Source organism: Paenibacillus sp. VMFN-D1 (genome assembly GCF_003386155.1).
GTDB classification, from domain to species: domain Bacteria; phylum Bacillota; class Bacilli; order Paenibacillales; family Paenibacillaceae; genus Paenibacillus_AQ; species Paenibacillus_AQ favisporus.
Map to the genome: position 1 here is coordinate 913,504 of NZ_QRDU01000001.1, position 25,574 is coordinate 939,077.

Annotated in this window: 23 protein-coding genes and 1 riboswitch; of the genes, 18 read left to right on the forward strand and 5 right to left on the reverse strand. The window is 53.0% G+C overall.

The window, feature by feature from the left end:
- Positions 1-13: 13 nt before the first annotated feature.
- A complete protein-coding gene (locus tag C7820_RS04370) occupies positions 14-931 on the reverse strand; it encodes an ArsR/SmtB family transcription factor (protein ID WP_116229903.1) in 918 nt (305 codons plus the stop codon).
- Positions 932-1,052: 121 nt separating this feature from the next.
- Between C7820_RS04370 and C7820_RS04375 the strand changes: the two genes are divergently transcribed.
- The 5 genes from C7820_RS04375 (at position 1,053) to C7820_RS04395 (ending at position 6,595) form a co-directional block, all read left to right on the forward strand.
- Positions 1,053-2,240: an MFS transporter gene (locus C7820_RS04375; RefSeq protein WP_181908927.1), complete on the forward strand. Its 1,188-nt coding sequence runs from the start codon at positions 1,053-1,055 to the stop codon at positions 2,238-2,240.
- A 117-nt stretch (positions 2,241-2,357) separates the two neighbouring features.
- Positions 2,358-3,083 (forward strand): phosphonate ABC transporter ATP-binding protein, encoded by a 726-nt coding sequence (locus tag C7820_RS04380; RefSeq protein WP_116229904.1) that lies wholly within the window; start codon positions 2,358-2,360, stop codon positions 3,081-3,083.
- Between the two features lie 44 nt (positions 3,084-3,127).
- On the forward strand, positions 3,128-4,459 hold the full coding sequence (locus C7820_RS04385) for an FG-GAP repeat domain-containing protein (RefSeq protein ID WP_116229905.1): 1,332 nt from the start codon (positions 3,128-3,130) through the stop codon (positions 4,457-4,459).
- Positions 4,452-5,150, forward strand: coding sequence for a response regulator transcription factor (locus C7820_RS04390; protein ID WP_076171376.1), 699 nt, complete (start codon positions 4,452-4,454; stop codon positions 5,148-5,150). The genes C7820_RS04385 and C7820_RS04390 overlap by 8 nt, the downstream gene beginning before the upstream one ends.
- On the forward strand, positions 5,147-6,595 hold the full coding sequence (locus C7820_RS04395; protein ID WP_116229906.1) for a sensor histidine kinase: 1,449 nt from the start codon (positions 5,147-5,149) through the stop codon (positions 6,593-6,595). The genes C7820_RS04390 and C7820_RS04395 overlap by 4 nt, the downstream gene beginning before the upstream one ends.
- 72 nt (positions 6,596-6,667) lie before the next feature.
- Here C7820_RS04395 and C7820_RS04400 read toward each other — a convergent pair whose 3' ends face one another.
- Positions 6,668-7,888, reverse strand: a complete 1,221-nt coding sequence (locus C7820_RS04400; RefSeq protein WP_116229907.1) for a glucose-1-phosphate adenylyltransferase — start codon at positions 7,886-7,888, stop codon at positions 6,668-6,670.
- Between the two features lie 196 nt (positions 7,889-8,084).
- Here C7820_RS04400 and glgB point away from each other — a divergent pair, with 196 nt between their 5' ends.
- Positions 8,085-10,190 carry a 1,4-alpha-glucan branching protein GlgB gene (glgB, locus tag C7820_RS04405; protein ID WP_116231626.1) on the forward strand — a complete coding sequence of 702 codons (2,106 nt, stop codon included), beginning with the start codon at positions 8,085-8,087 and terminating at the stop codon, positions 10,188-10,190.
- A 12-nt stretch (positions 10,191-10,202) separates the two neighbouring features.
- The gene (gene glgA, locus C7820_RS04410) at positions 10,203-11,633 is read left to right on the forward strand and encodes a glycogen synthase GlgA (protein WP_116229908.1); all 1,431 of its coding nucleotides are present in this window, start codon (positions 10,203-10,205) and stop codon (positions 11,631-11,633) included.
- 112 nt (positions 11,634-11,745) lie between these two features.
- Here glgA and C7820_RS04415 read toward each other — a convergent pair whose 3' ends face one another.
- Complete coding sequence (locus tag C7820_RS04415) at positions 11,746-13,494, reverse strand: alpha-glycosidase (protein WP_116229909.1); 1,749 nt, start codon at positions 13,492-13,494, stop codon at positions 11,746-11,748.
- A 468-nt stretch (positions 13,495-13,962) separates the two neighbouring features.
- Between C7820_RS04415 and C7820_RS04420 the strand changes: the two genes are divergently transcribed.
- The 4 genes from C7820_RS04420 to C7820_RS04435 all read left to right on the forward strand — a co-directional run bounded on the left by C7820_RS04420 (position 13,963) and on the right by C7820_RS04435 (position 17,364).
- Positions 13,963-14,772, forward strand: a complete 810-nt coding sequence (locus tag C7820_RS04420; RefSeq protein WP_089547867.1) for a transporter substrate-binding domain-containing protein — start codon at positions 13,963-13,965, stop codon at positions 14,770-14,772.
- 169 nt (positions 14,773-14,941) lie between these two features.
- Entirely contained in the window at positions 14,942-15,601 is a 660-nt protein-coding gene (locus tag C7820_RS04425) for an amino acid ABC transporter permease (protein WP_116229910.1), read from the forward strand.
- A complete protein-coding gene (locus C7820_RS04430; protein WP_076171392.1) occupies positions 15,588-16,310 on the forward strand; it encodes an amino acid ABC transporter ATP-binding protein in 723 nt (240 codons plus the stop codon). Before C7820_RS04425 ends, C7820_RS04430 begins: the two co-directional genes overlap by 14 nt.
- Positions 16,311-16,548: 238 nt before the next feature.
- A riboswitch (cyclic di-AMP (ydaO/yuaA leader) is annotated at positions 16,549-16,701 on the forward strand.
- Positions 16,702-16,704: 3 nt separating this feature from the next.
- Positions 16,705-17,364: a 3D domain-containing protein gene (locus C7820_RS04435; protein WP_116229911.1), complete on the forward strand. Its 660-nt coding sequence runs from the start codon at positions 16,705-16,707 to the stop codon at positions 17,362-17,364.
- Positions 17,365-17,436: 72 nt separating this feature from the next.
- Here C7820_RS04435 and C7820_RS04440 read toward each other — a convergent pair whose 3' ends face one another.
- Entirely contained in the window at positions 17,437-18,279 is an 843-nt protein-coding gene (locus C7820_RS04440) for a polysaccharide deacetylase family protein (protein ID WP_116229912.1), read from the reverse strand.
- 271 nt (positions 18,280-18,550) lie between these two features.
- Here C7820_RS04440 and C7820_RS04445 point away from each other — a divergent pair, with 271 nt between their 5' ends.
- From C7820_RS04445 to mobB, 7 genes are all read left to right on the forward strand, one after another.
- Entirely contained in the window at positions 18,551-19,573 is a 1,023-nt protein-coding gene (locus C7820_RS04445; protein ID WP_116229913.1) for an NADH:flavin oxidoreductase/NADH oxidase, read from the forward strand.
- A 244-nt stretch (positions 19,574-19,817) separates the two neighbouring features.
- The gene (locus C7820_RS04450; RefSeq protein WP_116229914.1) at positions 19,818-20,486 is read left to right on the forward strand and encodes a PspA/IM30 family protein; all 669 of its coding nucleotides are present in this window, start codon (positions 19,818-19,820) and stop codon (positions 20,484-20,486) included.
- Positions 20,487-20,596: 110 nt separating this feature from the next.
- The gene (locus C7820_RS04455) at positions 20,597-21,001 is read left to right on the forward strand and encodes a DUF350 domain-containing protein (RefSeq protein WP_076171403.1); all 405 of its coding nucleotides are present in this window, start codon (positions 20,597-20,599) and stop codon (positions 20,999-21,001) included.
- 49 nt (positions 21,002-21,050) lie between these two features.
- Positions 21,051-21,557 (forward strand): DUF4178 domain-containing protein, encoded by a 507-nt coding sequence (locus C7820_RS04460; RefSeq protein WP_116229915.1) that lies wholly within the window; start codon positions 21,051-21,053, stop codon positions 21,555-21,557.
- Between the two features lie 14 nt (positions 21,558-21,571).
- Positions 21,572-22,333, forward strand: coding sequence for a DUF4247 domain-containing protein (locus C7820_RS04465; RefSeq protein WP_076171407.1), 762 nt, complete (start codon positions 21,572-21,574; stop codon positions 22,331-22,333).
- A gap of 129 nt (positions 22,334-22,462) precedes the next feature.
- Positions 22,463-23,737 carry a molybdopterin molybdotransferase MoeA gene (locus C7820_RS04470; protein ID WP_116229916.1) on the forward strand — a complete coding sequence of 425 codons (1,275 nt, stop codon included), beginning with the start codon at positions 22,463-22,465 and terminating at the stop codon, positions 23,735-23,737.
- On the forward strand, positions 23,734-24,273 hold the full coding sequence (mobB, locus tag C7820_RS04475; protein WP_116229917.1) for a molybdopterin-guanine dinucleotide biosynthesis protein B: 540 nt from the start codon (positions 23,734-23,736) through the stop codon (positions 24,271-24,273). Before C7820_RS04470 ends, mobB begins: the two co-directional genes overlap by 4 nt.
- 97 nt (positions 24,274-24,370) lie before the next feature.
- Here mobB and xerS read toward each other — a convergent pair whose 3' ends face one another.
- Positions 24,371-25,453 carry a tyrosine recombinase XerS gene (gene xerS, locus C7820_RS04480; protein ID WP_116231627.1) on the reverse strand — a complete coding sequence of 361 codons (1,083 nt, stop codon included), beginning with the start codon at positions 25,451-25,453 and terminating at the stop codon, positions 24,371-24,373.
- Positions 25,454-25,574 lie beyond the last annotated feature (121 nt).

The following is a 25,574-nucleotide window of genomic DNA, read 5'->3' on the forward strand; positions in this document are numbered from 1 at the left end:
GTTAGGTCACTCCTTAAAGACGGATGTAGGACTCCAGAAACATCTGAAGCTCCGCCGCTCCGTCCGGACGAATGCTGAATTTCTCGGTGTTGTAGGAACCCAAATGGATGCGCAGCAGACCGGCTACCCTGAGGATCATCAAATGGTGCTTAAGCAGCTCCTGGGTCTGGTTCAGATCCCGCATCATATCGTCCAGGGAACGCGGCTTCTCCGCCGCATACCGCAGCAGGCGCAGCCGCTGCGGATCAGCCAGCGCATGCGTCATGCGCAGCAGGCAGGTCGGCGGCTCATCCTCCTGTTCTTCAGGGACGTCGACAGGATACTGGATCAGCATCATTTTCCGGTAAAAGCAGTAAACGTTGATCGGGCGGTTGTGCACGGTCGGGAACAACACGATGGTCTCCAGCCCGGGAACGTCTTCAACCACGAGCCCGCCGGAAGCGTACTCCACCAGGCTATGGGGCTCCATCTTGGTCAGCAGCATGCGCTTCTCCTCCGCATCCTCTTCGATCAGCGGGATAATGGCGGGTTCCTCATGCTTGAAATAATGCTCATACCATAACTCGAGCAGCGGTGTATATGAATCACGAATTCGTTCAGCTTCCTTTACGGTTAAAGAAGGCAGGTAAGGGGAGGCGGCTTGGTACAGCACCTCTGCCGGCGTTTCATGCAGGCAATCCAAAAAGGCGCGGACGGTATCGCCGTTTGCGCGGTGAATCGCCCAGGCATACAGCACGTCGTAATCGTCGAATGGCCAAGCTGCGGCCGGGCCTAAGGCGGACGTCACTTCAGGTGGAAGCTTGCCGCTCACTTCACCGATCCATTCGGGCCCGATGTCGAGGTTGCGAATCCATTTCTTCGAAATGTACACCATAAAGCTGCTGAGCAGCTCGTATATCGGTGAAACGTCAACCTTTACTTCATAGTTCATGAAACCAATAACCTCCTATGAAATCTGTGCGCTCATTCCATTATGGCTTGTTGATAGCAGGGTTGTCCACTATAATGTTCAGGGAGTTTGAACGGATTTGCACTCAAGGAGGATATTTTCATTGTCAACACAGAACGACAGCAATCGCGGATTATCTATTCATTACCTCATTCTGATCACCGTGATCGTTGCGGCAGGGCTCAGTCAGGGGCTGCTGCTGCCGGTCCTGTCCATATTTTTGGAACAAATGGGCGTATCGTCTTCCGTCAACGGATTAAACGCAGCCGCCCTGTACGTCGGATCGTTCGCCATGACGCTTGTCGCCGAGCGGACGCTGGGCGCGCTTGGCTTTAAGAAGCTGGTGAGCGTCGGCCTCGTGCTCGTGCTCGTCTCCGTCATATTGTTTCCGCTCATGCCGAGCGTGAAAGTGTGGTTTGTCTTAAGGCTGCTCGTCGGCATCGGAGATAGCGCCGTTCATTATGCTGCCCAATTATGGGTGCTGATGGTCACGCCGGCCGAATACCGGGGCCGAAACCTTTCGCTGTACGGCATGTCGTATGGCCTGGGCTTCAGCTTCGGGCCGCTGGGCATCCAGCTGCTGAAGTTCGGAAATGCAGTGCCCTTTATCGTGCTGGCGCTGCTGATGCTGCTTGTGCTTGTGCTGGTCTGGGCGAAGCTGCCCGATTTCCGCCCGGAGCGGACGGAAGGGGAGGCGCAACCTCCGCGGCGCTTCCGCCGAAGCTATGCACTCGCCTGGTACGCCCTTCTGCCCGCATTGCTGTACGGGTACATGGAAGCCGGGATTAACAGCAATTTTCCGGTCTACGGGCTAAGAACAGGGATGGGCGAGTCCCAGATCGCGTTCCTGCTTCCGTTCATCGGCATCGGCGGACTGGTTCTGCAGCTGCCGCTCGGCATGCTGAGTGACCGCTTCGGCCGCAAAAACGTGCTCATCGCCTGCGGCCTCATCGGCGGCGCAGCCTTTATGGCCGTGCCGCTGGCAGGAACAGCGACAGCCTGGCTCGTTCTGCTCCTGTGCCTGGCGGGGGGCATGGTCGGCTCGTTTTTTTCGCTTGGCCTGGCCTACGCGGCGGATATTCTCCCGAAGGCGCTGCTTCCCGCAGCGAATGTCGTCGCATCCTTTCATTTTAATATAGGCAGCATCGCCGGGCCGAACATCGGGGGGACCCTGATGCAGTATGGGTGGAACGGAGGCGTGTTCATCGTGATGGGCCTCGCCTTCGCCTTATTCGGCGCCGTCGGCACCGCCTTTCGGACTTCGGGTGGACGCAGTCAGGAGCCGCTATAGAATAGTTTTTCCCAAAAGGTTCAATAATGTGCGAAAACTCTATATAATCGATATAATAGAAACGTATTGTTCAAACCCAAGAAGAGATAGAGATCACAGGACAAGAGGAGAAATGTCATGATACGAATTCAGCATTTAACCAAGTCAGTCGGTGTGGACAGAATTCCGATACTCAAAGGGGTATCCCTCGATATCCAGAAGGGCGAGCTTATCGCCGTTGTCGGTGCCAGTGGAAGCGGCAAGAGCATGCTGCTGCGGTGCCTGGCGCTGAAGGAAAAATGGGACGGAGGGACGTTTGTCATCGACGGCCAGGATGTGCTGAAGGAACCTCTCGGCGGAAAACGAAAAATTAGACGCGAATGGGCATACTTAGAGCAGAATCCCCAGCTCTATCCGAACCGGACCGGACTGAAGAACGTGCTGATCGGCCAAGCCAGTCAGACGCCGCTTTGGCGCATGGTGACGGGGATGGTCCGCTCGGACGATTATATGGGCGCGATGGACGTCATCGAGCAGATGGGTCTCTTGGATAAAGCCCGTATGAAGGCGGGCACGCTGAGCGGCGGTGAAAAGCAGCGCATAGCCATCGCAAGGGCCTTGGTTCATGGGGCCAAGGTTATTCTCGCCGATGAGCCGGTGGTCGGGCTGGACCCGAAATCGGCGGAAAGCGTCATGGATACGCTGAAAAATCTGTGCGAGGAGGAGCGCGTCACCGTCATTTCCGTGCTTCCGATTGAGCTCGCCGAGAAATTTGCCACCCGTATCGTCGGGCTGTCTGGCGGGGAGGTCGCATTCGACATCCGCGGCCGCCGTCTGACGATGCGGGAAAAGAATATGATTTAGACTTTGCGCCCGCTTGCGGGCTTGGTATAGAAAAGAGTGATGCAATGCATTTGTTGAAGACAAACTGGATACGTGCTGCAGCTGCGGTCCTGCTGACGTTTGTGCTGGGCGGCTGCACGTTTATCAGCGACCCGGTCAGCTTGATGAAGACGCCGATGCTGTCTGCGGATAAAGAGACGCTGAGCTCGATCATCCACGCGCAGCTTCCCGATGGAGCGGATCTCATCCGCTCGAGGGAAGAAACCGACACAAACCTGATCCATTTCGTCGATCTGGACGGAGATAAGGTCAACGAAGCGGTCGTATTCTACGAAACGCCGGATCAGCAGGTGGTCATCCACTGCATGATTTTCAAGCTGGTTAACGGAACGTGGACGAAGGTAACATCTTTCGACGGAGAGGGCAGGGTATTGGAATCTCTACAGTTCAAGGACCTGAACAATGACGGCAAACCGGATATTATCGCCGGATATTCCAGAAGGGACGAAAACCCTGTGAACCGTTTGTACGTCTATACGTACACGGAGGGCAGCATCAAGAAAGACCTGATGCAGGATTACACCAATTTCGTCATTATGGACCTGAACGGGGACAAAAAGAACGACCTGACGATTATTAGCCTGAAGCAGAATGATCAGGCGTTTGTGGCGACATACCAGTATGAAGAAGGCAGCTATGTCGAAATTGACAAGCTGGATATGGATCCGTACGTTTCGAATTATTACAATATTGTCGCAGGTAATGTCTATAAGGATCCAGAAGGTAAAGCCAGGGAAGGCATTGTGATCGACACCTCGATCGGCGGGGGAGACGCCTCTTATTCCAACATCATCGTGATGGAGGACGGGAAGCTGAAGTCCGTGTTCGGAGGCAATCAGGACACCACATTCAAGGATCTGCCAGTCAAGAGCGGCGACGTGAACAACGACGGGATCATCGAAATCGGCACCGTAGAGCCGCCGATCGGCTGGAACTATTTCAAGCCGGATGAAATTCCGAACTTCTTCGTATATTCGCAGTGGGACGGCAAACAAGGACTAAAATTCGTCGCCGAGCAATATCGTGATTTACAGAACGGCTTCGAGCTGGGCTTCTTCCCGCCGGAGTGGCATAATAAGGTGACGGTGGACACCAAGTCCATCAAGAACCAGTATTTGCGCTTCGTGATGGTCGATACCGGCAAAACGGTGGCCGAGATCAAATTTTTCACCCTGGCCGAGTGGGATAAACAGCATGATGAATGGAAGTACCTGTACCGGACGAACGACAAGGTGATCGGCTACAAGAAATACGGGGACTTTGATATCGATAACAGCAAGAAGCAGCTGAAGAACGAGGTACCCCCGATTGAAAGGAAGGAAAAGATCAGTGAGTAAAGTTTTAATTTTGGAAGACGAGGATTCCATCCGCAGTTTTATTGTGATCAACTTGAAACGCAACGGCTTCGATGTGCTGGAGGCGGCAAACGGGAACGAGGCGCTCGATAAACTGACGTCCAATCCCGATATCGATATCGCACTGCTGGACGTTATGGTTCCGGGGATCGACGGTTTTGAGGTATGCCGCCGCATCCGGGAAACGAACGAACGGATCGGTATTATCTTTTTGACAGCGAAAGTGCAGGAGCAGGACAAGGTGTACGCTCTGTCCGTCGGGGCGGACGACCATGTGAGCAAGCCGTTCAGTCCGACCGAACTCATCGCACGGATTCAATCGCTGCTGCGCCGGGTGAACGTTCACCGCGAAACGACGGCGAAGGTCAGCTTTCACTCCGGTCCGTTCAGCCTGGACCTGATCTCCAAGCAGTTCAAGAAGAACGGGCATGCGATCGAACTGACACCGACGGAATTTTCGCTGATCCAATTTTTCCTCGAAAAAGAAAATACGCCTCTCAGCAGGGACGTACTGCTCGATCATGTATGGGGCAAAGAATATATGGGTGATCCTAAGATCGTGGACGTGAATATCCGCCGTCTCCGCCAAAAAATCGAGGAGAATCCGTCGGACCCCGAATTTTTACAGACCGTATGGGGCCACGGTTATAAATGGAAGGGTCAGGGACAATGATCAAGAAAGGCATACGCAGGCAGATCGTCCTGCACTACTTTATCGTGGTGTTCTCGGCGCTTCTGCTGGCGGAAGTCATTTTTTTATTAGCCATAAGAACGTATTACTATGACAGCATTTATAGTCATATTAAAAACCATATCGACAATGTGGAGGATTATTATTACCAGCGGATCAACCCGGGACTTGACGGAAACCGTGACCTGGCTTCCATGCTGACCTACTACGATCTGAACTCGGCCAACGTGCAAATTCTGGATACCCAGGGCAACGTGCTGATCAACTCTTCCGAGTTTCAGCCCGATATGTCTGTGAAGACGGCCGATATTTCCCAGGCGCTGTCCGGCAACGTCGGCCGTTGGGTCGGGCGTCAGGCCAGCACCGGCGAGAATGTCATGGCCGTATCGAAGCTGGAGCAGAGCAGTGGGCAGGATGGCTATATCGTCCGTTATGTCACCTCGCTGGAAACGGTCAACGATAAATTGTTTAATCTAACTATGCTGGCCACGGGCGTAGGAGCGGCTGTCCTTGCCATCGTGCTCGTATTCAGTATGGGTCTTGCCAACTCAATCGTGCAGCCGCTGAACACGATTACGGCCGTCTCCGCCGAGATGGCCCGCGGCAAGTTCAACCAGCGGATCAAGGGCGACTACAAGTACGAGCTTGGCGAGCTGGCATCCACGCTGAACTATATGGCCCAGGAGATCGTCCGAAGCAATCAGGTCAAGGACGATTTCATTTCGTCGATTTCGCACGAGCTGCGGACGCCACTGACGAGTATTAAAGGGTGGAGCGAAACGATCAATTCGGGAGGCTACGACCCCGAGGAGACCCGGATCGGCATGGAGATCATTACGAAGGAGACCGAGCGCCTGATTGGCCTCGTTGAGGAAATTCTCGACTTCTCCAAGCTGCAGCAGAATGAGATGAAGATTGCGATTGGCCGGGTCGACATCAAAGAGCTGCTTCAGGAAATCATGCTGAACCTGTGGACGAAGGCGGAGAGCAGGCAAATCGAGCTCCGGCTGAAGTCCGAGGACAGAGCGCTCGTGGCCGGGGACGCGAACCGCTTGAAACAGGTGTTCCTGAACCTGGTGGACAATGCGATCAAATTTTCGCATGAGCATTCGGCAATTGATCTGGTTGTGTACTTCGAAGGCGACAATGTCGTAACCGAAGTGAGGGATACGGGAATCGGGATCAGCGAGGATCACTTGGTCAAAGTGCGCGACCGGTTCTTTCAGGTGGATCCGCTCAACGGCGGCACCGGTCTTGGGCTAGCCATCTCCCAGCAGCTGGTTGAGCTTCATAAAGGAATTTTGCTCATCCAGAGCACGTTGGGGGAGGGGACGACGATCGTCGTGTCCCTGCCTCGGCTGCCGGAGAATACCGCTCAAACGGACGGTGCACCCGAGCTTCCTCCCGCAGACGAGAAACTTTCATGAAGTCCATACACATCAAAGAGCGAACTCCCGGAAAAAAAGGGGTTCGCTCTTTGTATCTTCACACATATTGTATTAAGAGGATAAGCCTTCGGCACGCAGGCGTCCGGTTTTCTCGTATACATCCTGCAGCAGTCGGGAAGGCTGGGTACGAATGCTTGGTTTCGGCAAAACGGTTTCGTAAGGGCCGACTACCGTTACCTGACCCGGCGTTCCTTTGATGACCGCGCCGTCTTTAATGATCGCTCCTTCGCCAATAATGGCATGCTCGATCTGCACGTTGCGTCCGATCCGGACGTTCGGCATCACGACACTGTCCTTAATCTCGGACATTTTGCCGACTTCGACACCACAGAACATGACGGATTGATGTGCTATGCCGTCCAACGTGCACGTTTCGGAGATCAGGCAGTTGGTCGCCATCACGCTGCGGTTCCGTGTCGATCCGAGCTTCGTACGCCATGGACGGGTGTACATGGGCCATTCACTGTTATGCAGCTTCCAGTCCAGATCGTCGGACAAGAGGTCCATGTGTGCTTCCCAAAGGCTGGCAACAGTACCGACATCTCTCCAATACCCGTCAAAGCGGTACGCGAACAGCTCATCCTGATCCGCCAGCATCTTCGGAATAATATCCTTGCCGAAGTCATGGCTTGAGGCATCATTTGCGGCGTCCTCCATCAAATGTCTGCGGAGGTACGCCCATTCAAACAAATAGATGCCCATGGAAGCCAGGTTACTTTCGGGTTCAGCCGGTTTCTCGGCAAAGTCCGAGATACGAAGCGATTCGTCCACGCTCATGACCCCGAAACGGCTGGCTTCCTCCCAAGGCACCTCCATGACAGAGATGGTGGCTTTGGCGCCGTTCTTTTGGTGAAATTGAAGCATTTGTTTATAATCCATGTGGTAAATATGGTCACCGGACAAAACCAGTACGTGCTCCGGCTGGTGACGGTCAATATATTCGATATTTTTATAAATGGCATCAGCAGTTCCCAAATATTCAGAAGATCCTGTGTTGTAAGAAGGCAGCAGGGTGATTCCGTCCTCTCCATTTTTTTGGAGGCCCCATGGTTCGCCTTCCCCGATATGCAGATGAAGCGATTCAGCCTCGTACTGCGTCAGCACACCGATGGTGTCAATGCCTGAGTTTACGCAGTTACTGAGAGGAAAATCGATAATACGGTAACGGCCGCCGAACGGAACAGCGGGCTTTGCCAGTTTCGATGTCAGAGGTGATAATCTGCGCCCTTCACCTCCGGCAAGCAACATGGCGATGCATTCTTTTCTCTTCATGTCGTTTCCTCCCATTCAAAATTGTCAATGTAGTACATAAATAAACGACTATCGCCCATCTGAAACGATTATATTGAAATATCACTGAAAAATTACAATTTTATCTTTCAGCGGTCATTTTTATTTTCATTTTGGCTACAATGGGGTAATGGTTTACATGCACTATATTCCTAAAGCAGGTGATCATTTGGAGAACATGAATAAGGCGCCGGGTCAGCCGCTGTCCGCGGAAGACATCTATTTGTTTCATGAAGGGACCTCCTATCACAGTCACAGGATGTTGGGCGCTCATCCTGCTGTGGAAGAAGGCGAGGAAGGCGTCCGGTTCACCGTCTGGGCGCCCCATGCCCAGGCTGTAGGCTTGGCGGCAGACTGGAACAACTGGAACGGAGAAAAGGATTCGTTATATAAGATACCCGATTCAGGCTTTTGGACTCGCTTTTTCCCCGGAATCCGTTCAGGTACTTTTTACAAATATGACATGACCGGACCTGGCGGAGAACGGTTCCTGAAGGCCGATCCTTATGCGTTTCAGTCGGAGCTTCGCCCGGCCACCGCATCGGTGGTCACAGATCTTGCCGGATATGTATGGAATGACGGCCCCTGGCGTAGAAAGAGAAAAGCACCTTACCGCAAGCCGCTGAATATATATGAGATCCATTTCGGTACGTGGCGGCAGAAAGAGGACGGGACTTTTTATACATACCGGGAAATGGCTGATCTTCTTATTCCATATTTGAAGGAAATGCATTATACCCATGTCGAGTTTATGCCGCTTGCGGAGCATCCATACGATTTATCTTGGGGATATCAGGGAACGGGCTATTTCGCCGTGACGAGCCGTTATGGGACGCCGCATGACTTTATGTATTTGGTGGACGCCCTGCACCAGGCCGATATCGGCGTCATCCTGGACTGGGTGCCATCCCATTTCGCCAAGGACGCCCACGGACTCCGCCGGTTTGACGGGACGCCGCTGTTTGAATACAGCGATGCCTATAAGGCTGAAAAACCCGGCTGGGGCACGCTCAGCTTCGACTTCGGCAAACCGGAGGTCCGCTCGTTTCTGATTTCCAACGCGTTGTTCTGGCTGGATATGTTCCACATTGACGGGCTTCGGGTCGACGCGGTCACCAGCATGCTGCGGCTTGATTTCGAGAAGCAGGAAGGACAGTTCCAGCGCAACGAAAACGGTGGTCTCGAGAACACCGAGGCGATTGCTTTCCTGCAGCAGCTGAACACCGTGGTGTTCAGCTATTTCCCAAATACGCTGATGATGGCCGAAGAATCCAGCGCTTGGCCCGGGGTTACCGCACCCGTGCACGAAGGCGGGCTGGGCTTTAATTACAAATGGAACATGGGCTGGATGAACGACACGCTGGATTATGTAGAAACGCCGTTTGACCAGCGGCCCGGGCGTCATCATCTGCTGACATTCCCGATTGCTTATGCTTATTCTGAGAATTATGCGCTGCCTTTATCCCATGATGAAGTTGTTCACGGCAAAAAATCGCTGCTCAGCAAAATGCCCGGGGATTACGGGCAGAAGTTCGCCGGGCTTCGGCTGCTGCTTGGATACCAGATGACCCATCCCGGGAAAAAGCTGCTGTTCATGGGCGGGGAGTTTGGCCAGTTTATCGAATGGAAGGACCAGGAGCAGCTCGACTGGCTGCTGCTGGACTACGAGAGCCACCGCAGCATGCAGCGGTATACCGCGGAATTAAACCGGCTGTATCTGAACGAACCGGCGCTGTGGGAGCGGGATCATGAGCTTGAAGGGTACCAATGGATCACGCCGCATGACAACACGCAAAGCGTCATTTCGTACCTCAGAAAAGGGAAGAAAGCCGGTGACACCCTTGTCGTCATTATTAATTTTCAACCGGTGCGGCGAGAGCATTACCGGATCGGGATTGCCAAGTCCGGCACGTACGTGCCTGTGTTCTGCAGCGAGGATTCCCGATATGGTGGAAGCGGCGAGTTTAGCGCCGAACCCGTGCAGACGGAGAAGATCCCTTGGCATGAACAAACCTGCAGTCTGGAATTAACGCTGCCGCCGCTCAGTATGCTGATATATAAAAGGGAGCAGCCTCGTACGAAAAAAGCGGTTCCGGGTAAAGAGAGTAAGCCAAGCAAGCGAAGTGCCGCGGCAAGGTCCGGCAAATCCGGTGAATCCAGCCGTGTGTCGGCGTCCAAAGGCAAGGAAGGGTTAGAAATGCCTACTGCAGAGACAAAGAAAAGATCGGGCAGAGGCACCGGAAGAAAACCGGTGACGGAAGACGGCCCGCGGATCAATGAATAGGAGGCAGGAGAGATGAAAGTCATATTTGCAGCAGCGGAATCGACACCGTTTATTAAAACAGGGGGACTTGCCGATGTAATCGGCGCCCTGCCCAAAGCGCTCAAACGAAGCGGCGCGGATGTCCAGGTCATTTTGCCCAAACATAAAGGGATACCACAGCAATTTAAGGATGAAATGCAGCATCTCACGGAAATAAAAGTGCCGGTCGGCTGGAGAAATCAATACTGCGGTATCGAAAAGCTCGTGTACGACGGCATTCCCGTATATTTTCTCGATAACGAATACTATTTCGGACGGGACGGCGTGTACGGATACATGGACGACGGCGAACGCTTTGCCTTTTTCAACCGGGCCGTGCTTGAAGTGCTTCCGCTGATCGGTTCCGAGCCGGACGTGCTCCACTGCCATGACTGGCATACGGCGCTTATTCCGGTGCTGCTGCAGGCGCACTACCGCCATAACGAGTACTACCAGCACATCCGTACCGTGTTTACGATACATAATTTGCTGTACCAGGGAATTTATCCTTACGAGGTACTTGGCGAACTGCTGGAGCTGGGACACCAATATTTTACGCCGGAAGGCCTTGAGTTTTACGGAAACGTCAACTTTATGAAAGGAGGGATCGTCTACGCCGATCACGTGACGACGGTGAGTCCGACCTATGCCAGGGAGATTCAGACGGCCCACTACGGATATGGGCTGGAAGGGCTGCTGTATTCGCTCGGTGACCGGCTTAGCGGGATCGTAAACGGTGTGGATACGAAGAGCTACAATCCCGCTAACGATGCGAGCCTCTACGTAAAATACCGGTCGAACCTGGCGAAAAAGAGGGAAAACAAAGCGGGTCTCCAGCAGGAGCTCGGCTTGCCGGTTAAGCCGGACGTGCCGCTCATCGCGATGGTGACCCGGCTGGTCGAGTCCAAGGGACTGGACCTCGTGACGCGGGTGCTGGACGAAATGCTGGATCACGACGACTTCCAGTTCGTCTTGCTCGGCACGGGCGACTCCTCCTACGAGCATTGGTTCCGCGAAGCGGCAGGGCGGCATCCGGACAACATGTCGGCGCAGATTACGTTCAGCGACGCTCTGTCACGCAAAATATATGCAGGCAGCGACATGTTCCTCATGCCGTCGAAGTTCGAGCCATGCGGCATCAGCCAGCTGCTGGCGCTGCGGTACGGGAGCATCCCGATCGTTCGTGAGACCGGGGGGCTGAACGACACCGTGCAGTCTTACAACGAGTTTACGGGCGAGGGCAATGGTTTCAGCTTCACGGCGTTCAACGCCCACGACATGATGCATACGATCCGCCGTGCGGCTTCGTTTTACCAACAGCCGGAGCATTGGAGCAAAATCGTGAAGAACGCCTTTGCCGGGGATTACAGCTGGAACATGTCCGCCAAGGAGTATATGGACATTTATGAACGCGTCACCGTTTGAGCAAAAGGAGCTGGTCCAGGCCGGCTCCGTGGTAATATCCACAGCTGCCAAGAATCCATTTGGAAAAAGCCTTCCGGAACTCCGGAAGGCTTTTCGTTATGAAGAAACCGATTTATTTGGTGAGATTTCGGTACAAAATCCGATACCCGTAAGGGTCCAGACTGACGTTCATCGTTCCGTTCTGGGTAGGCACCTTGTCGCCCGATAAGGCGTCCTTCCAGTCGTTCGTAACCATCGGGTGGGATAGCACTTGCGGTTTGTCGGTGTTGTTCATCCAGATGGTGAAATGAACCCGGCTGTCCATGCGCTCGTAAATGATGTTGGGATTACCCGGTTCCGCCTTCAAAAAGCGGAAGCGGCCTTCGCGAAGCGCCTTGTTTTTTTTGCGCAGACCGATGAGCAGCTTGTAAAAATCGTACAGCTCGCGGTCCTGCTTCTTCGGATCCCACTCCATGCATTTACGGCAGTCCGGATCGCCGCCTCCGGTGAGGCCCACCTCATCGCCGTAGAAGATGCATGGCGTCCCCATGAACGTGAACAGGAAGACGACCGCCAGCTTCATCCGGCGCTTGTCGTTGCCGACGCGCGTCAAGAGCCGCGGTGTATCATGGCTGCACAGCATGTTGAACACCACTTCGTTCGTCTGCTGCGGATAGCGCATCAGGATGGTGCCCATTTTGTTGGCGAACGTCAGTCCGTCCATGCCTCCGTTGAAAAACTCCAGCACCTTGTCGGCAAAAGGGTAGTTCATGACAGAGTCGAACTGGTCGCCCACCAGCCAGGCCAAGGAATCGCTCCACACTTCCCCGACGATATATGCGTCCGGATTGGCGTTTTTGACGACCATGCGGAAGTCCCGCCAAAAATGGTGATCGACCTCGTTCGCCACGTCCAGCCTCCAGCCGTCCAGTTTGATTTCCTTGATCCAGTACTCGGCAACGTCCAGCAAATACTGCTTCACCTCGGGATTGGCCGTGTTGAACTTTGGCATATTGCCGAAGAAGCCGAACGTGTCATACGTGGCGATCCCGTTCTCAACCCGTGCCGGAAACTGGTTGATATGAAACCAATCGGCATATTTGGACTTTTCCCCATGCTTAAGGACGTCCTGGAACGGTGGAAACTGTTCGCTGCAGTGGTTGAACACGGCATCGAGCATGACGCGGATCCCTTTGCTGTGACAGGCTTCCACGACCTGCTTGAGCAGCTCGTTATCCCCAAAATGCGGATCAACCTGCTTATAATCGACGATGTCGTATTTATGGTTCGACGGCGACGTGAACAAAGGTGTGAAATATATCGCATTGATGCCCAGATCGAGCAGGTCGTCCAGATGATCCAGGACGCCCTGCAGGTCGCCGCCGAAGAAATTGTCCGTTGTCGGCTGTCCTCCCCAAGGCTGTGTCCCTTTCGGATCATTGCTTGGATCCCCGTTCGCAAAACGTTCGGGCATAATTTGGTAAAAAATTGCATCCTTTGCCCAATCCGGCACCTTAAACACGTCGATCTCATGTATGTAAGAAAATTCGTAATAGCCGCCCGTCGGCGCCGGACAATTTCGGTACAGCCCGTTGTCGAGCATGTAAATCGTTTCCTTGCCGGAAGTGATCCGGAACGCATAGCTAAGGCGTTTGTATTTAGGCAGTACGGCAGCTTCCCAATAATCGAACATATCGTCGGTCGCGGCTTTTTCCATCGTAATTTCAAAATAGGTCGAATCCCAGTCGTATTTGTCTCCGGTCATCGCAACTACCGTATCCACGTCGTTTCGTTTGGTGCGGACACGCAGATGTATCGTCTTCGGATCGTATGCATAGGCCCATTTGTCCCGAGGGACATGGTATAAAGCTTCCAGCAGCATGACTACACCTCCACTAAATATCTAGCTATTTAATACCTCATTCCCGGAATGATGAACCATGGCTGCCGCCGTATTCTGACGTTTCGGTAAACCTTTTGCGTAGGAGTCCCCATTGCGTGTAATTAAATAATAAGAAGCGTTTCTTTCAAAGGGTGCAGGTTTTTGAAGGGATTTATGCATCGATATGAGGAAGGAGAAGGGCTTTGAAACGGTAAATACATATTTATTCCGAAAAAGAGGTGAAGGTGACTAAAAGAAACAATAGAACTAGGAATAAATGGGATTAAAAAGCTGTAATCCGCCTTATTCTGGCTATTTTGAAATGTATTGACCACTGTATGAAAATGTCATTGCATAATCATGCATTTTTATTGTATGATTAGAACCGTGGTTTTTCGGGCTGAGCCGGATACGGATCATGCCTTTGAACAACAATAAGTATCATTGAAATGGACAGGAGAGATAGATATGAAAAAATGGGGTATTCTAACGGCATGCATTCTGCTGGCAGGCTCCCTGCTTGCCGGATGCGGAAGCAAACCTTCGACTGAGGGCGGCACGGCAGCGGGCGAACAGCCGGCCAGCGGCAAGACGATCGTGCTTGGAACAAGCGCGGACTTCCCGCCGTACGAATTTCATAAAATGGTGAACGGCAAGGACCAAATCGTCGGCTTCGATATCGAAATCGCCAAGGAAATCGCCAAAGACATGGGGGCGCAGCTTGAAGTCAAGGACATGAGCTTTGATGCGCTTCTCGGCGAGCTGTCCACCGGCCGTGTAGATTTTGTCATTTCCGGGCTTACACCAAACGAAGAACGCAAAAAACAAATCGATTTTTCGAACAACTACTATAAGGCGGAGCAGGCCGTTGTCGTCAGAGAGGCTGACAAAGACAAATACAGCACGATGAAAGCTCTTGAAGGAGCTTCGCTCGGCATTCAGAAGGGTTCCATCCAGGAGGACATCGCCAAGACGATTCCGGGCGCGAAGATCACCGGTCTGGGCAAAATTTCCGACATCGTGCTGCAGCTGAACTCGAGCCGCGTGGATGCCTCCATCATGGAGAAGCCGGTTGCCGAGGCATACATCAAGAACGTCAAAGGTCTGGTAATTGCGGATGCGGTTCCTGATTATAAGGAAGACGGCTACGCGATCGGGATCAAAAAAGGCAACACCGAGCTCGTGAACCAAATCAACAAAACGCTGGACCGTCTGAAATCCGAAAACAAGATTGAGCAGTACGTTGCCGAAGCGAGCGATTTGGCTGCACAGAAATAGAGGTTAAGCTGTCTGTTCTCATTTTATACGTCGGATAAAATAGCGAAGCGAATTCGCTATTTTTTCTGTTCAATGATGGGTACCTTGTTTCAAAAATGTCGCGATCTGTTGTATACAGGGAAAGGATGGGACAGGCAGGTATGATGACAAAGGAGGTTCTTGGGTCTTTATGAATATATTCTCCGTTTTTTGGGAATACCGGACGTATTTTGCGACAGGTATCCAGTATACACTGCTCCTGGCGGCCATCGGCGTCATCTGCGGCTTCGTGCTGGGCATTATTATATCCTTGCTGCGGATGTCCCGCTTGTGGCTGCCGAAGCTGATCGGTTCGGTATGGGTGGAAGTTCTCCGCGGTACCCCGATGGTTGTTCAGCTGTTTATTATTCACTACGGCCTCGTGGCCTTCGGGGTCAAATTTACGCCAATCGAGTCCGGTGCAATTACGCTGTCCATTAACAGCTCCGCGTACCTTGCGGAAGTGTTCCGTGCCGGAATCCAGGGGGTGGACCGGGGGCAGTCGGAAGCGGCCCGTTCCCTCGGAATGCCGCGCAGCATGACGATGCGGTACATCGTGCTGCCCCAAGCTGTAAAAAGCGTGCTGCCGGCCATTGGCAATGAGTTTATTACGATTATCAAGGAATCATCCATCGTATCGTTTATCGGCGTCACCGACTTGATGTACCAGTCGGGGGCTATCCAAGGGATTACGTATGATTACCTCAGTCCGCTGCTGGTCATTGCAGCCATCTACTTCATTATGACGTTTACCTTGTCCAAGCTGCTGGGGGCATTTGAAAGGAGGCTGAATACCGATGATCAGCGTTAAAGATTTGCGCAAATCGTTCGGCAAGCTGGAGATTCTGAAAGGGATCGACATCGACATCGCCAAAGGCGAGGTCGTCGTCGTGATCGGCCCCAGCGGCTCGGGAAAAAGTACCTTTCTCCGCTGTTTGAATCTGCTCGAAACCCCGACAGGGGGACAGATCACGTTTGAAGGCGAGCCGATTACGGACAAACGCCATAACATCAATGCCACACGCGAAAAAATGGGCATGGTGTTCCAGCATTTTAACCTGTTCCCGCATAAATCGGTGCTGCAGAACCTCATGCTGGCGCCGGTTAAGGTGAAAAAGCAGCCGCCGGCCGAGGCGGAACGGATTGCCCTTGACCTGCTGCGCACGGTCGGATTATCCGACAAGAAGGATGCGTATCCTTCCCAGCTGTCAGGCGGACAGAAGCAGCGGATCGCCATCGCGCGGGCGCTGGCCATGCAGCCCCACGTCATGCTCTTTGACGAGCCGACTTCGGCGCTGGACCCTGAAATGGTCGGCGAAGTGCTGGAGGTCATGAAGAAGCTCGCGGAGGGCGGCATGACGATGGTCATCGTAACCCATGAAATGGGGTTTGCCCGGGAAGTCGGCGACCGGATCGTCTTTATGGACGGCGGACAAATCGTCGAGCAAGGGACGCCTGCAGAAGTGTTCGGTAACCCGCAAAACAGCCGCACGAAAGATTTTCTGAGCAAGGTCCTTTGACCAAGAGCCTGCATCTACAAATGATAAAGCCCTGGACGAGAATATTACTCATCCAGGGCTTTTTTTGTACCTTTTTATGAATAAATCGTTAAAATGAATGAAGAAGTTGTAACTTTTTTGAAAGGAATTGAGCCGTTGCTCCCTTGCTTAAGTCAGCTAACAACTCTAAATAAAGCCTGATCATTCAAAGGTTTTGGATTGGTAACATTTTCATGAGCACTGGTTACAAAATTGTGATATATTTGTTGAGCCGAAACTTTTAAGGTAAAGTGCGGGGGATGTAATTTGTGTACATAGTACGCTTGGGGTGAATCGCACCAACAGGGCGTAGGGTTGTCTCCTCAATCCGAATCCGACAGCTAACTTCGCAGGCATCACGACTTAAGGAGGAACCATGAAAAGATTTAAAGGAATCAAGACACTTGCAGCCATCATCGGCATTTCTCTGGCGGTACAGTCGGTACCCACGTTTGCGGACTCGGTCCATGTAGCGAAGGATGGAGACACCTTCTATACACTATCTAAACAATATGGCGTTAATTTGAATCAACTGATGAATGCAAATCCGAATGTACAAGCAACCAATATTTATCCGGGCCTGAAATTAAACGTTCCCGGAGCAAGCACAGCCAAGGCATTTGCCGCAGAGGACAGCGGCTCCATCATCACGGCTGCTTCCCTGAACGTCAACGGCAATGACAAAGTCGTGGAAGCATGGGGTAAAACCTTCGATTACTCCAAAACGCTGGACGTCCGAGCCACGGCATATTCTTCCGCAGCTAGCGAAAACGGCAAGTGGGGCGCAGTGGATTACTTCGGCAACCCGCTGAAGCTGGGCACGATCGCGGTTGACCCGTCCGTTATTCCATTGGGAACGAAAGTGCTCGTTACCGGTCACAGCTTCCCGGGCCTTCCGAAGAAAGCCTTCGTAGCGACAGCTAAGGATACCGGCAGCGCGATTAAGGGGAAACGCATCGACATTTTCGTGCCGGGCAGCCCGGAAAGCGTCAGTGCCTTCGGATTCCAGGACGTTGAGCTGTACTTCATTAAATAGTCAATGCTATTCATAACAACACGGAAAAACCGGCTTTTGTACTCAAGCCGGTTTTTTTGTACGCTCAGCGCGTTACTTGTCTTTTGGAACGTGAAGTAACCTCGGCAGCGTGACGAATGAATAGCCTTTATTTTTCAAGGTCCGAATAATGTCCGGAAGGGCATCGATCGTACCGCTGAGATTGGATGTGGTTCCGCCTCCCGCATGCTGAAGAATGATCGAGCCTTGCCCAACGGTGGACAGCACGTTGCGCTTGACCGCTTCCTTGCCGATTCCTTTCCAATCCAGCGAATCGACGTTCCAGTTTACGATTTTGTAGCCCTGCTGCTTGGCCCAGCGTAGTTGGCGTTCCGTGATGTCTCCATAAGGGGGCCTGATCAGCTTGGGCTTATAGCCGACGATGCCGTAGAGCGTGTTCTCCGTCCGCTTAATCTCGGCTACATATTCGTCCATCTCCAATTTGTGAAACACGGGATGATTATAAGAGTGGTTTCCGATCACATGTCCTTCACGGACGATGCGCTCGACCAGCTCGGGATGCTTCTTCGCCCGGCTGCCCATCACAAAAAAGGTGGCTTTAATATGATGGGCTTTGAGCACATCCAGGATCTGAGGAGTAAACCTGGGATCCGGCACGTCATCAAAGGTTAGGGCCACCTCTTTGACGCGCGGACCGTGAATTTTGAACGTTTCGGGATATTTTTTGATCAACTGGCCGAGCGTAAGGATCTGCTGTTCCTTCCGCTTTTCTTTCGCCTCCCGGCTGCTGGTTTCCCGTGCAGGTTCGGAACCTGACGGATGTTCCGGGGGTTCACCGCCTTGAGCGGCGGCTGCCGGCCGCCCGGACTGCCAAGGACAGATCAACAACAAGATCAGCAGGGAAGACAGCAATACGCATAACAGCTTCTTTTTCATCCGTCTCGACTCCTTTCCACCGCGGACAAACAGCGAAAACATGATTATCCTTGTTATGTCCATAAGTTGATGCAATTATGTTGCTTTAAATCAGATGCTGGGCCACATTTTCATATCGTTCGGCAAAGCGTGTATAATAGAACTGATGGATTACGGTCGCTGCACATTGGCCGTAACCGCGAGGTATGGACAATGAGCGGCGGCGCTGCAATCATATAACCCTGTTGTCATATAGGCTTAATCACATACAACATAAAGGAGACACGAAGCAATGGCAGATCTATTTACACCTTATGTACTTAAAGGATTATCTCTGAAAAACCGGATTGTTATGCCTCCGATGTGCCAATATTCGGTACAGGCTGAGGACGGGATCCCTAACAATTGGCATTATGTCCATTATGTATCCCGCGCAGTCGGCGGTGCCGGATTGATTATCGTAGAGATGACGGGGGTTCACCCGGACGGACGGATTACGAACCGGGATACGGGAATATGGGATGACGGGCAGATCCCTGCTTACCGCAAAATCGTCGACGAAGTGCACGCCTATGGCGCAAGGATCGGCATCCAGCTGGGCCATGCCGGCCGCAAGGCGGAAGACGCGAACCCGCCTGTAGCCCCATCGGCTATCCGTTTTGACGAAAAATATAAAATTCCGAGAGCTTTGTCCACCGAAGAGGTCCAGAGTCTGGTTACCGCCTATGGGGAAGCGGCCCGGCGCGCTGTGGAAGCCGGCTTTGATACGGTGGAAATACACGGTGCTCACGGCTATTTAATCCATCAGTTCCATTCACCGCTGACCAACCGAAGAGACGACGCGTATGGAAAAGACCTGGCTTTGTTCGGAGAAGAAGTCGTGAAAGCCGTCAAGAAGGCGGTCCCTGAAGACATGCCTGTTCTGATGAGAGTGTCAGCCAAGGAGTACGTGGACGGCGGTTATGACGTCGATTACTGCGCGGAAATCTGCCGACGATACCGGGATGCGGGTGTAGACGTATTCCATATTTCCTCCGGCGGTGAAGGTCATATCGGATCGAACGGCGGACCGAAGGCCGGCTCGGGGTACCAGGTGGAATTGGCGGAGCAAATGAAGGCAAAGCTGGATGTGCCGGTAATTGCTGTCGGCCGCTTGGAAAATTACGAGGAAGCGCAGCAGGTGGTGCTGGAAGGAAAGGCGGATCTGGTCGCAGTCGGCAGAGGCATGCTGAAGGATCCTTACTGGGCGCTCCATGCGGCTCAAGAGCTGAACGGAGAACAGAAGATCCCGAAACAGTACTTGCGCGCTTTTTAACGAGGCATTGCGGAAATGAAGCTAATCAAACATTCATAACAAAACGCTGGAGTCAGATCGGTTGGATCGCTCCCGCGTTTTTTTAAACGGTAAACATAGCCTTGAATGAAGGCTCGTTGCTGCTATATTATGGAAGATGAACAAAGCCGAAAAAAATTTTGGCGATTTTTGAAACGGTCCTAAAACTGCTGCGTAAAAGAGTATCAAGAAGAACACATTAACCTTTCAGGAGGAACAAGAAACCATGGCTATTTTCAAAAGACTGCGCGATTTAACAATGTCCAATATTAATGCGATTATCGATAAGGCAGAAGACCCGATCAAGATGACGGACCAATACATCCGTGATATGACCGAAGATTTGGAAGACGCGGAGAAGGCTGTAGCCGCTCAAATCGCCATCGAGAAAAAATTCAAGCAGTTGTACGAAGAGCAGCAGGCGCTCGTTGAGAAGCGTACCCAGCAGGCACACACCGCAGCCCAGGCACAGAACGTTGAGCTGGCCCGCCGTGCGCTGGAAGAGAAAAAATCGGCTGAGCAGAAAATGAACGAATACAAAGCAAGCTACGACCAGAACAAGGCTTCCGCCGACAATCTCCGTGCTAAGCTTGAGGAAATGCGCAAGCAGCTCACCGAAATGAAGAACAAAAGAGAGACGCTGGTAGCCCGCTATAATGCGGCCAAAGCGCAAACCGAAATCAACAAGGCGATGAACGGTTTCAGCACCCATTCTGCGACGAACGGCATGAAGCGGATGGAAGAGAAGATGCTGCAGATGGAGGCGCAAGCCGAAGCCAGCAACGAAATGTCCGCCAAAGGCAAATCGCTCGACGACGAGTTCGAACAGCTCGGTAAGGACAAAGAAGTTGAAGATGAGCTGGCAGCGCTCTTGAAGCAGTACGAGAACAAATAATCTGCCATAAACCGGGTATGATGAATAGCGAAGGGGAACATTTGTCATATTTCTCCTTCGCTTTTATTATGTATGAGTGAGACGTTGAGAAGATGTGGAGGCTAAGGTGGATGGATTTTAATATCATTAAAGGGATTCTGGTATGGACAGGTTCCGGGGCGATCCTGCTCTTTATTTTGATGTTTGTGGATTCGCTGTTTACCAAGTACAAAGATTTTGAAGAAGTGAAGGCGGGCAACATGGCGGTCACCTCGCGCCTGGTCATCAAGCTGCTGTCCCAGGGTTACATTCTGTCCGTTTCGATTCGGACTTCGAATAACCTGCTGGAAGCGCTTGTCGTATCGATCGTCTCCTTCTTGATCTTACTCGTGCTGGAAGCGATCGTGCGCGTCTTGATGAGATGGTGGGCAAAGCTTGACCTGGATACAGGTACACAGCAGGGCAAAGTGGGTTACGGCCTGTTTGCCGGTACGATCCATTTGGTGGGCGCCCTCATCATTACCGCCTGCCTGTAGCATGACCCCAATATATATTAAAGTTTGATTACCTAAGGAGTTATAGCATATGAGTGTATTTAAAAGAATCGGCAACCTGTTTGCCAAGCCTGAACCGCCGAAACCGGAGAAAAGCATGCTGGCGCTGATGCCGGGAGATATTTGCGAGGTATCGCTGGTCACATACGAAGTCATCGGACGCGTGCACAACCGCGGAAGAAACGCCGTTCTGCTCACGCTCCGGGACGGGAACACGATCGCTTACCTTCATATTGAAGAGCGCGAGACCTTGGAGTATGAATTGTACGCTCCCATCGACGGCCGGCTTGACAATCCTGCCGAAGTACCAACCGAAATCGAACTGGACGACCGGGTTTACTATATGGAAGAAGAATACATCGGTCATGTGTTGATTCAAGGCAAAACCCCGTTTACGCAAGGGGGAGAGCAGCACGTATGGCAGTACCAATCCGACGATTATCATCTGCTGCGGATCGAGTGGCAGAACGGACGCTTTATGCTGTATGAAGGAGAGAAAGTAATCCCAGGTGATGTGAAAGTCATCCGGGCCAATTAGAGGTGGGGCACATGATGGGTAAGAAGAGAAGCAGGTTTCTCGGCCTGAAGCTTCTGCTTGTCGCCAGCCTTGTGCTGTCTCTGCTGACCGGATGCGGCATCGGCTCGCCAAACGTCAAGGAGACATATCCGCTGGAGTCGGTGAACCGCGACGGTAACGCTACGTCGTATGTGTACCGGGCCGCGGACAAGACGGTTCCCGAGGTTGCGAAGGAGCTGACGGACGAGAAGAAGCCCGACCAGATGTCGCCGGAAGATGCCGACCGGATGTTTCTGGTGTACGGTAACGAATGGTACCATCTGCAGAAAGATACCGCCAAGCCAAGCGATACGCTGATCGAAATCGACTCGCAGCAGTATGTGCAGCGGAATTACGATTCAAGCTTTCTTCAGGGATATCTGACGGCTGCGCTCATCGGACAACTCTTTGATTCGTTCGGCGGCGGAGGCTCTTACCGGGGGTATACGAGCAGAGACATTTATCAGCCGAAGCAGGGAACGTACCACAAGCCGACGACCAACGATAAAAAGGTCGCGCCGCCGCTGACGGTTGAGAAGAAGGGCTCGATTCTCCGCCGCGGCAAAAACAGCGACACGAATCCGAGCGTCGGTTCCGGAGGCAGCATTTTTGACCGGAAGAAAGATACCAAGACTCCGAGCAGGGGCAGCATTTCAAGGGGCGGCAGCAGCGGCTCCGGCCTGTTTGATGCACCGAAGCGGTCGTATACGAAGCCGAAAACCCGCGTCGGATCAGGCAAGATCACAAGGCGCAGGTGACGGCTGGCCGCAAGCGAATATCCTGATGCCGTGTTCACGGCAGATGAAAACGCACGAAGCATGGATTCGTGCGTTTTTTTGTGTCATGATAGACAGTGGAGATATTCAGTTACGGAAGGATGATACATAATGGATCAGACACGAACCGATTACGATAAATTTCACCGGAAACCGATGCAGGTCAAGGATGCCCAAAGGCTGATCGCCGGGTATGTCGAGGCAGGCGCTGTAGAAACGGTACCACTGGCGGAGAGCGTCGGGCGCTTTCTGGCCGAGCCCGTTACCGCCCCGCATCCGTTTCCGCGGTTCCGCCGCTCCGGAATGGACGGGTACGCGATTCGGTCTGCCGACACGGCTTCTTGCAGCTCGGACGATCCGGTCTGGCTGGAAGTCATCGACGAGATTCCTTGCGGCAGCGTGTCCAGCCAAGTGATCCGGCCGGGGACGGCTGCGCGGATCATGACAGGCGCCGAAGTGCCGGACGGCGCGGACGCCGTCGTCATGCTGGAGATGACGGAGCAGCAGGAAAAGGACGGACGTGTCCGGGTCGGACTGAAGCGAAAAATCCAGGAGGGGCAAAACATAACCCCGATCGGCCTGGAGGTTCAGGAAGGACAGCTGCTGCTTAGCCCGGGGACCCGTATTTCGGCCGGGGAAATCTCGGTGCTGGCGACGTTCGGCATTCATCGTGTCCCGGTGTACCGCAAGCCGCGGATCGCGATTTTCTCGACGGGGTCGGAGCTGCTGTCCGTCGAAGAGCCGCTGCAGCCGGGTAAAATCCGCAACAGCAACACGTACATGCTCGCGGCCCAGGTGCGGGAAGCGGGGGGCGAGCCCTTTATCCTGGAAGCCATTATGGACGATTTGCAGCTGGCACAAGCTCGGGTCGAGGAGGCGCTGCGGGAATACGATGCAGTCGTGACCAGCGGCGGTGTGTCGGTCGGCGACTACGACATTATGGGCGATCTCGTCCGCGGCGGCGGGGTGGAGATGCTGTATAACAAAATCGCCATGCGTCCCGGCAGCGTCACGACGGCGGCCGTGAAGGAAGGCAAGCTGCTCTTTGCGCTGTCCGGCAATCCCGGCGCCTGCTTCGTCGGCTTTGAGCTGTTCGTCCGGCCGACCATTCAGGGCATGATGGGGAGAAAGGATGCCTACCTTAAGGAGTGGACAGCCGTCTTGGACGTCGACTATACCAAAGTGAACGCCTTTACCCGCTACGTTCGCGGAAGAATGGAAGTCCGCGATGGGTTGGTGTATGCCGTTCCGGCAGCGGTGGACGAATCGAGCGTCATGGTAACGATCAAGGACAGCGACTGCCTGATCGTTATCCAGCCCGCCAAGGCAGTCACACCGGCCGGATCCAAGGTGCAAATTTTGCTGCTTAAAGAGGGATCGAGATGAGCCGGCAAGAAGCGAAACCGCCCGTCTGGCAAATCGTCGGGTATAAGAACAGCGGCAAGACGACGCTCGTCTGCAGTCTCGTCGAGAGGCTCGCTGCCAAAGGCGTACGGACAGCGGTGATTAAGCACGACGCCCACGATTTCGACATCGATCATCCGGGAACGGACTCGTACCGGCACCGGAAATCTGGTGCAGGTGCAGTCGCCCTTGTGTCCTCGCGGCGTACGGCCGTGATCGAGGAAGCGGAAACCGGGCTGGACGAGCTCATAGCGCGGTTTTCCGGATACGACATGATATTAGTGGAGGGCTTCAAGCAGGCGGAGTACCCCAAACTCGTGATGGTCCGCAGCCAGGAAGACCATTCGCTCGTTTCCCGATTAACATCCGTGAATGCGATCGTCTCCTGGCTTACCGATGACAAGGTGAAGGGGAGCATGGATGTGCATCCGGGCTCCGTTCCGGTATTTGGCGTCAATGACACCGGCCGGATCACAGAATGGCTGCTTCACCATAGTAAGCACGGTACGACGGAATGAACGGAAACTAACCGTTTTGCAATAAAAAACAGCACGCCCATCCTGAATATACCGGATGCGGCAGTGCTGTTTTTTATTGTGACCTCGCCTAAATCCGTTACGGTTCAAGCCTACGCTCAATCGCCTCGGACATCGTTTTGTCCGTGAGATGGGCGTACACCTCCGTCGTTTCGGTTGAGGCGTGGCCGAGCTGTTCCTTCGTTTTGTAAATATCGTTTTGCAAATAATAGTCGGTGGCGAAGGAATGCCGGAGCTTATGTACGGTGAGATAAGGCTTGCCGAAACGCTTGGCATACTTGATGATCATCGCCTGGATCGCCCGCTTGGTCATGCGTCCGCCTTCCTGATGCCCGTTCGGAAGCGCTGCAAACAGCGCTTTTTCCCGCTTGGGCACCTTGTATCTGGACTGACGCAGGTTAAGGTACTGGGCCAAATCATCCCTTGCCTGCTCGCGGAAATAGACCGGGGTCTTGAACGTCTCGTCGTTATTGCCCTTCCGGTACACATACAGCATCTTGTTGTTCATGTCCAGATCATCGACATTCAGGTTAACGACCTCGGACACCCGAAGCCCCGAATTCAAAATCAGGCTGGCAATGCAGGCGTCGCGTTCCTTATTCAGCTCATGGGCGTAGAGCGCCTGCTTGTTATTGGCGACATCCTTGGCGTAGCCGTCCATAATATAACCAATAAACTCCAGGAGCTCGTCTTCCTCGAGGATCTTCCCTTTTAGTTTGGCGGCCGTGTCTTTCGGTTTGTGGATCCGTTTGATCTCCACCTTCGCCATAATGTTGCGCTTCAGGAGCGGATAAAAGTTGTCATCCTCGGCAATTTGGCTTAAGTAATGAAACAGGGAGCGCATGGAAGAAAGCTTGCGAGAGACGGTAATTTTGGAGTTGGCACTCTCCCGGCGGGTCGTTAAATACAAGCGGTAGCTGACGACGTCTTCCATCCGCAGCACCTCCAGCTCTTCCAGCGTTACCTTGCCGTTGTCCGGCGCAGCGGACAATCCTTCGGCCCGGAGCCAGTTGAAGAACGTTTCGTAATCCCGGATATATTCAAGCAAAGTGGACGGCGACAGATCAGGCAGCTTGTAATCGATAAATTGCTGGACGTACCAAGGCATGGTCAGCACTTTGTCGTCGAGCTTTTTCCGGTCTTGTTCCTTTTGAACATTCATCGTCATCCCTCATCTTTCCTTTTCTTCATATCTTTTTATATTAACACAATGGGCGAACAGATGTCCGCTTCAATTACGTATATGTCAGGAAATCCGTCCGTGTATAACCTTGCCCGTCCGT

What these genes read in the sequence shown, in the direction of transcription:
- C7820_RS04370 (WP_116229903.1), bottom strand. Translation starts at nt 931, where the DNA reads ATGAACTATGAAGTAAAGGTTGACGTTTCACCGATATACGAGCTGCTC.
- C7820_RS04380 (WP_116229904.1), top strand. Translation starts at nt 2,358, where the DNA reads ATGATACGAATTCAGCATTTAACCAAGTCAGTCGGTGTGGACAGAATT.
- C7820_RS04385 (WP_116229905.1), top strand. Translation starts at nt 3,128, where the DNA reads ATGCATTTGTTGAAGACAAACTGGATACGTGCTGCAGCTGCGGTCCTG.
- C7820_RS04395 (WP_116229906.1), top strand. Translation starts at nt 5,147, where the DNA reads ATGATCAAGAAAGGCATACGCAGGCAGATCGTCCTGCACTACTTTATC.
- C7820_RS04400 (WP_116229907.1), bottom strand. Translation starts at nt 7,888, where the DNA reads ATGAAGAGAAAAGAATGCATCGCCATGTTGCTTGCCGGAGGTGAAGGG.
- glgB (WP_116231626.1), top strand. Translation starts at nt 8,085, where the DNA reads ATGAATAAGGCGCCGGGTCAGCCGCTGTCCGCGGAAGACATCTATTTG.
- glgA (WP_116229908.1), top strand. Translation starts at nt 10,203, where the DNA reads ATGAAAGTCATATTTGCAGCAGCGGAATCGACACCGTTTATTAAAACA.
- C7820_RS04415 (WP_116229909.1), bottom strand. Translation starts at nt 13,494, where the DNA reads ATGCTGCTGGAAGCTTTATACCATGTCCCTCGGGACAAATGGGCCTAT.
- C7820_RS04420 (WP_089547867.1), top strand. Translation starts at nt 13,963, where the DNA reads ATGAAAAAATGGGGTATTCTAACGGCATGCATTCTGCTGGCAGGCTCC.
- C7820_RS04425 (WP_116229910.1), top strand. Translation starts at nt 14,942, where the DNA reads ATGAATATATTCTCCGTTTTTTGGGAATACCGGACGTATTTTGCGACA.
- C7820_RS04430 (WP_076171392.1), top strand. Translation starts at nt 15,588, where the DNA reads ATGATCAGCGTTAAAGATTTGCGCAAATCGTTCGGCAAGCTGGAGATT.
- C7820_RS04435 (WP_116229911.1), top strand. Translation starts at nt 16,705, where the DNA reads ATGAAAAGATTTAAAGGAATCAAGACACTTGCAGCCATCATCGGCATT.
- C7820_RS04440 (WP_116229912.1), bottom strand. Translation starts at nt 18,279, where the DNA reads ATGAAAAAGAAGCTGTTATGCGTATTGCTGTCTTCCCTGCTGATCTTG.
- C7820_RS04445 (WP_116229913.1), top strand. Translation starts at nt 18,551, where the DNA reads ATGGCAGATCTATTTACACCTTATGTACTTAAAGGATTATCTCTGAAA.
- C7820_RS04450 (WP_116229914.1), top strand. Translation starts at nt 19,818, where the DNA reads ATGGCTATTTTCAAAAGACTGCGCGATTTAACAATGTCCAATATTAAT.
- C7820_RS04455 (WP_076171403.1), top strand. Translation starts at nt 20,597, where the DNA reads ATGGATTTTAATATCATTAAAGGGATTCTGGTATGGACAGGTTCCGGG.
- C7820_RS04460 (WP_116229915.1), top strand. Translation starts at nt 21,051, where the DNA reads ATGAGTGTATTTAAAAGAATCGGCAACCTGTTTGCCAAGCCTGAACCG.
- C7820_RS04465 (WP_076171407.1), top strand. Translation starts at nt 21,572, where the DNA reads ATGGGTAAGAAGAGAAGCAGGTTTCTCGGCCTGAAGCTTCTGCTTGTC.
- C7820_RS04470 (WP_116229916.1), top strand. Translation starts at nt 22,463, where the DNA reads ATGGATCAGACACGAACCGATTACGATAAATTTCACCGGAAACCGATG.
- mobB (WP_116229917.1), top strand. Translation starts at nt 23,734, where the DNA reads ATGAGCCGGCAAGAAGCGAAACCGCCCGTCTGGCAAATCGTCGGGTAT.
- xerS (WP_116231627.1), bottom strand. Translation starts at nt 25,453, where the DNA reads ATGAATGTTCAAAAGGAACAAGACCGGAAAAAGCTCGACGACAAAGTG.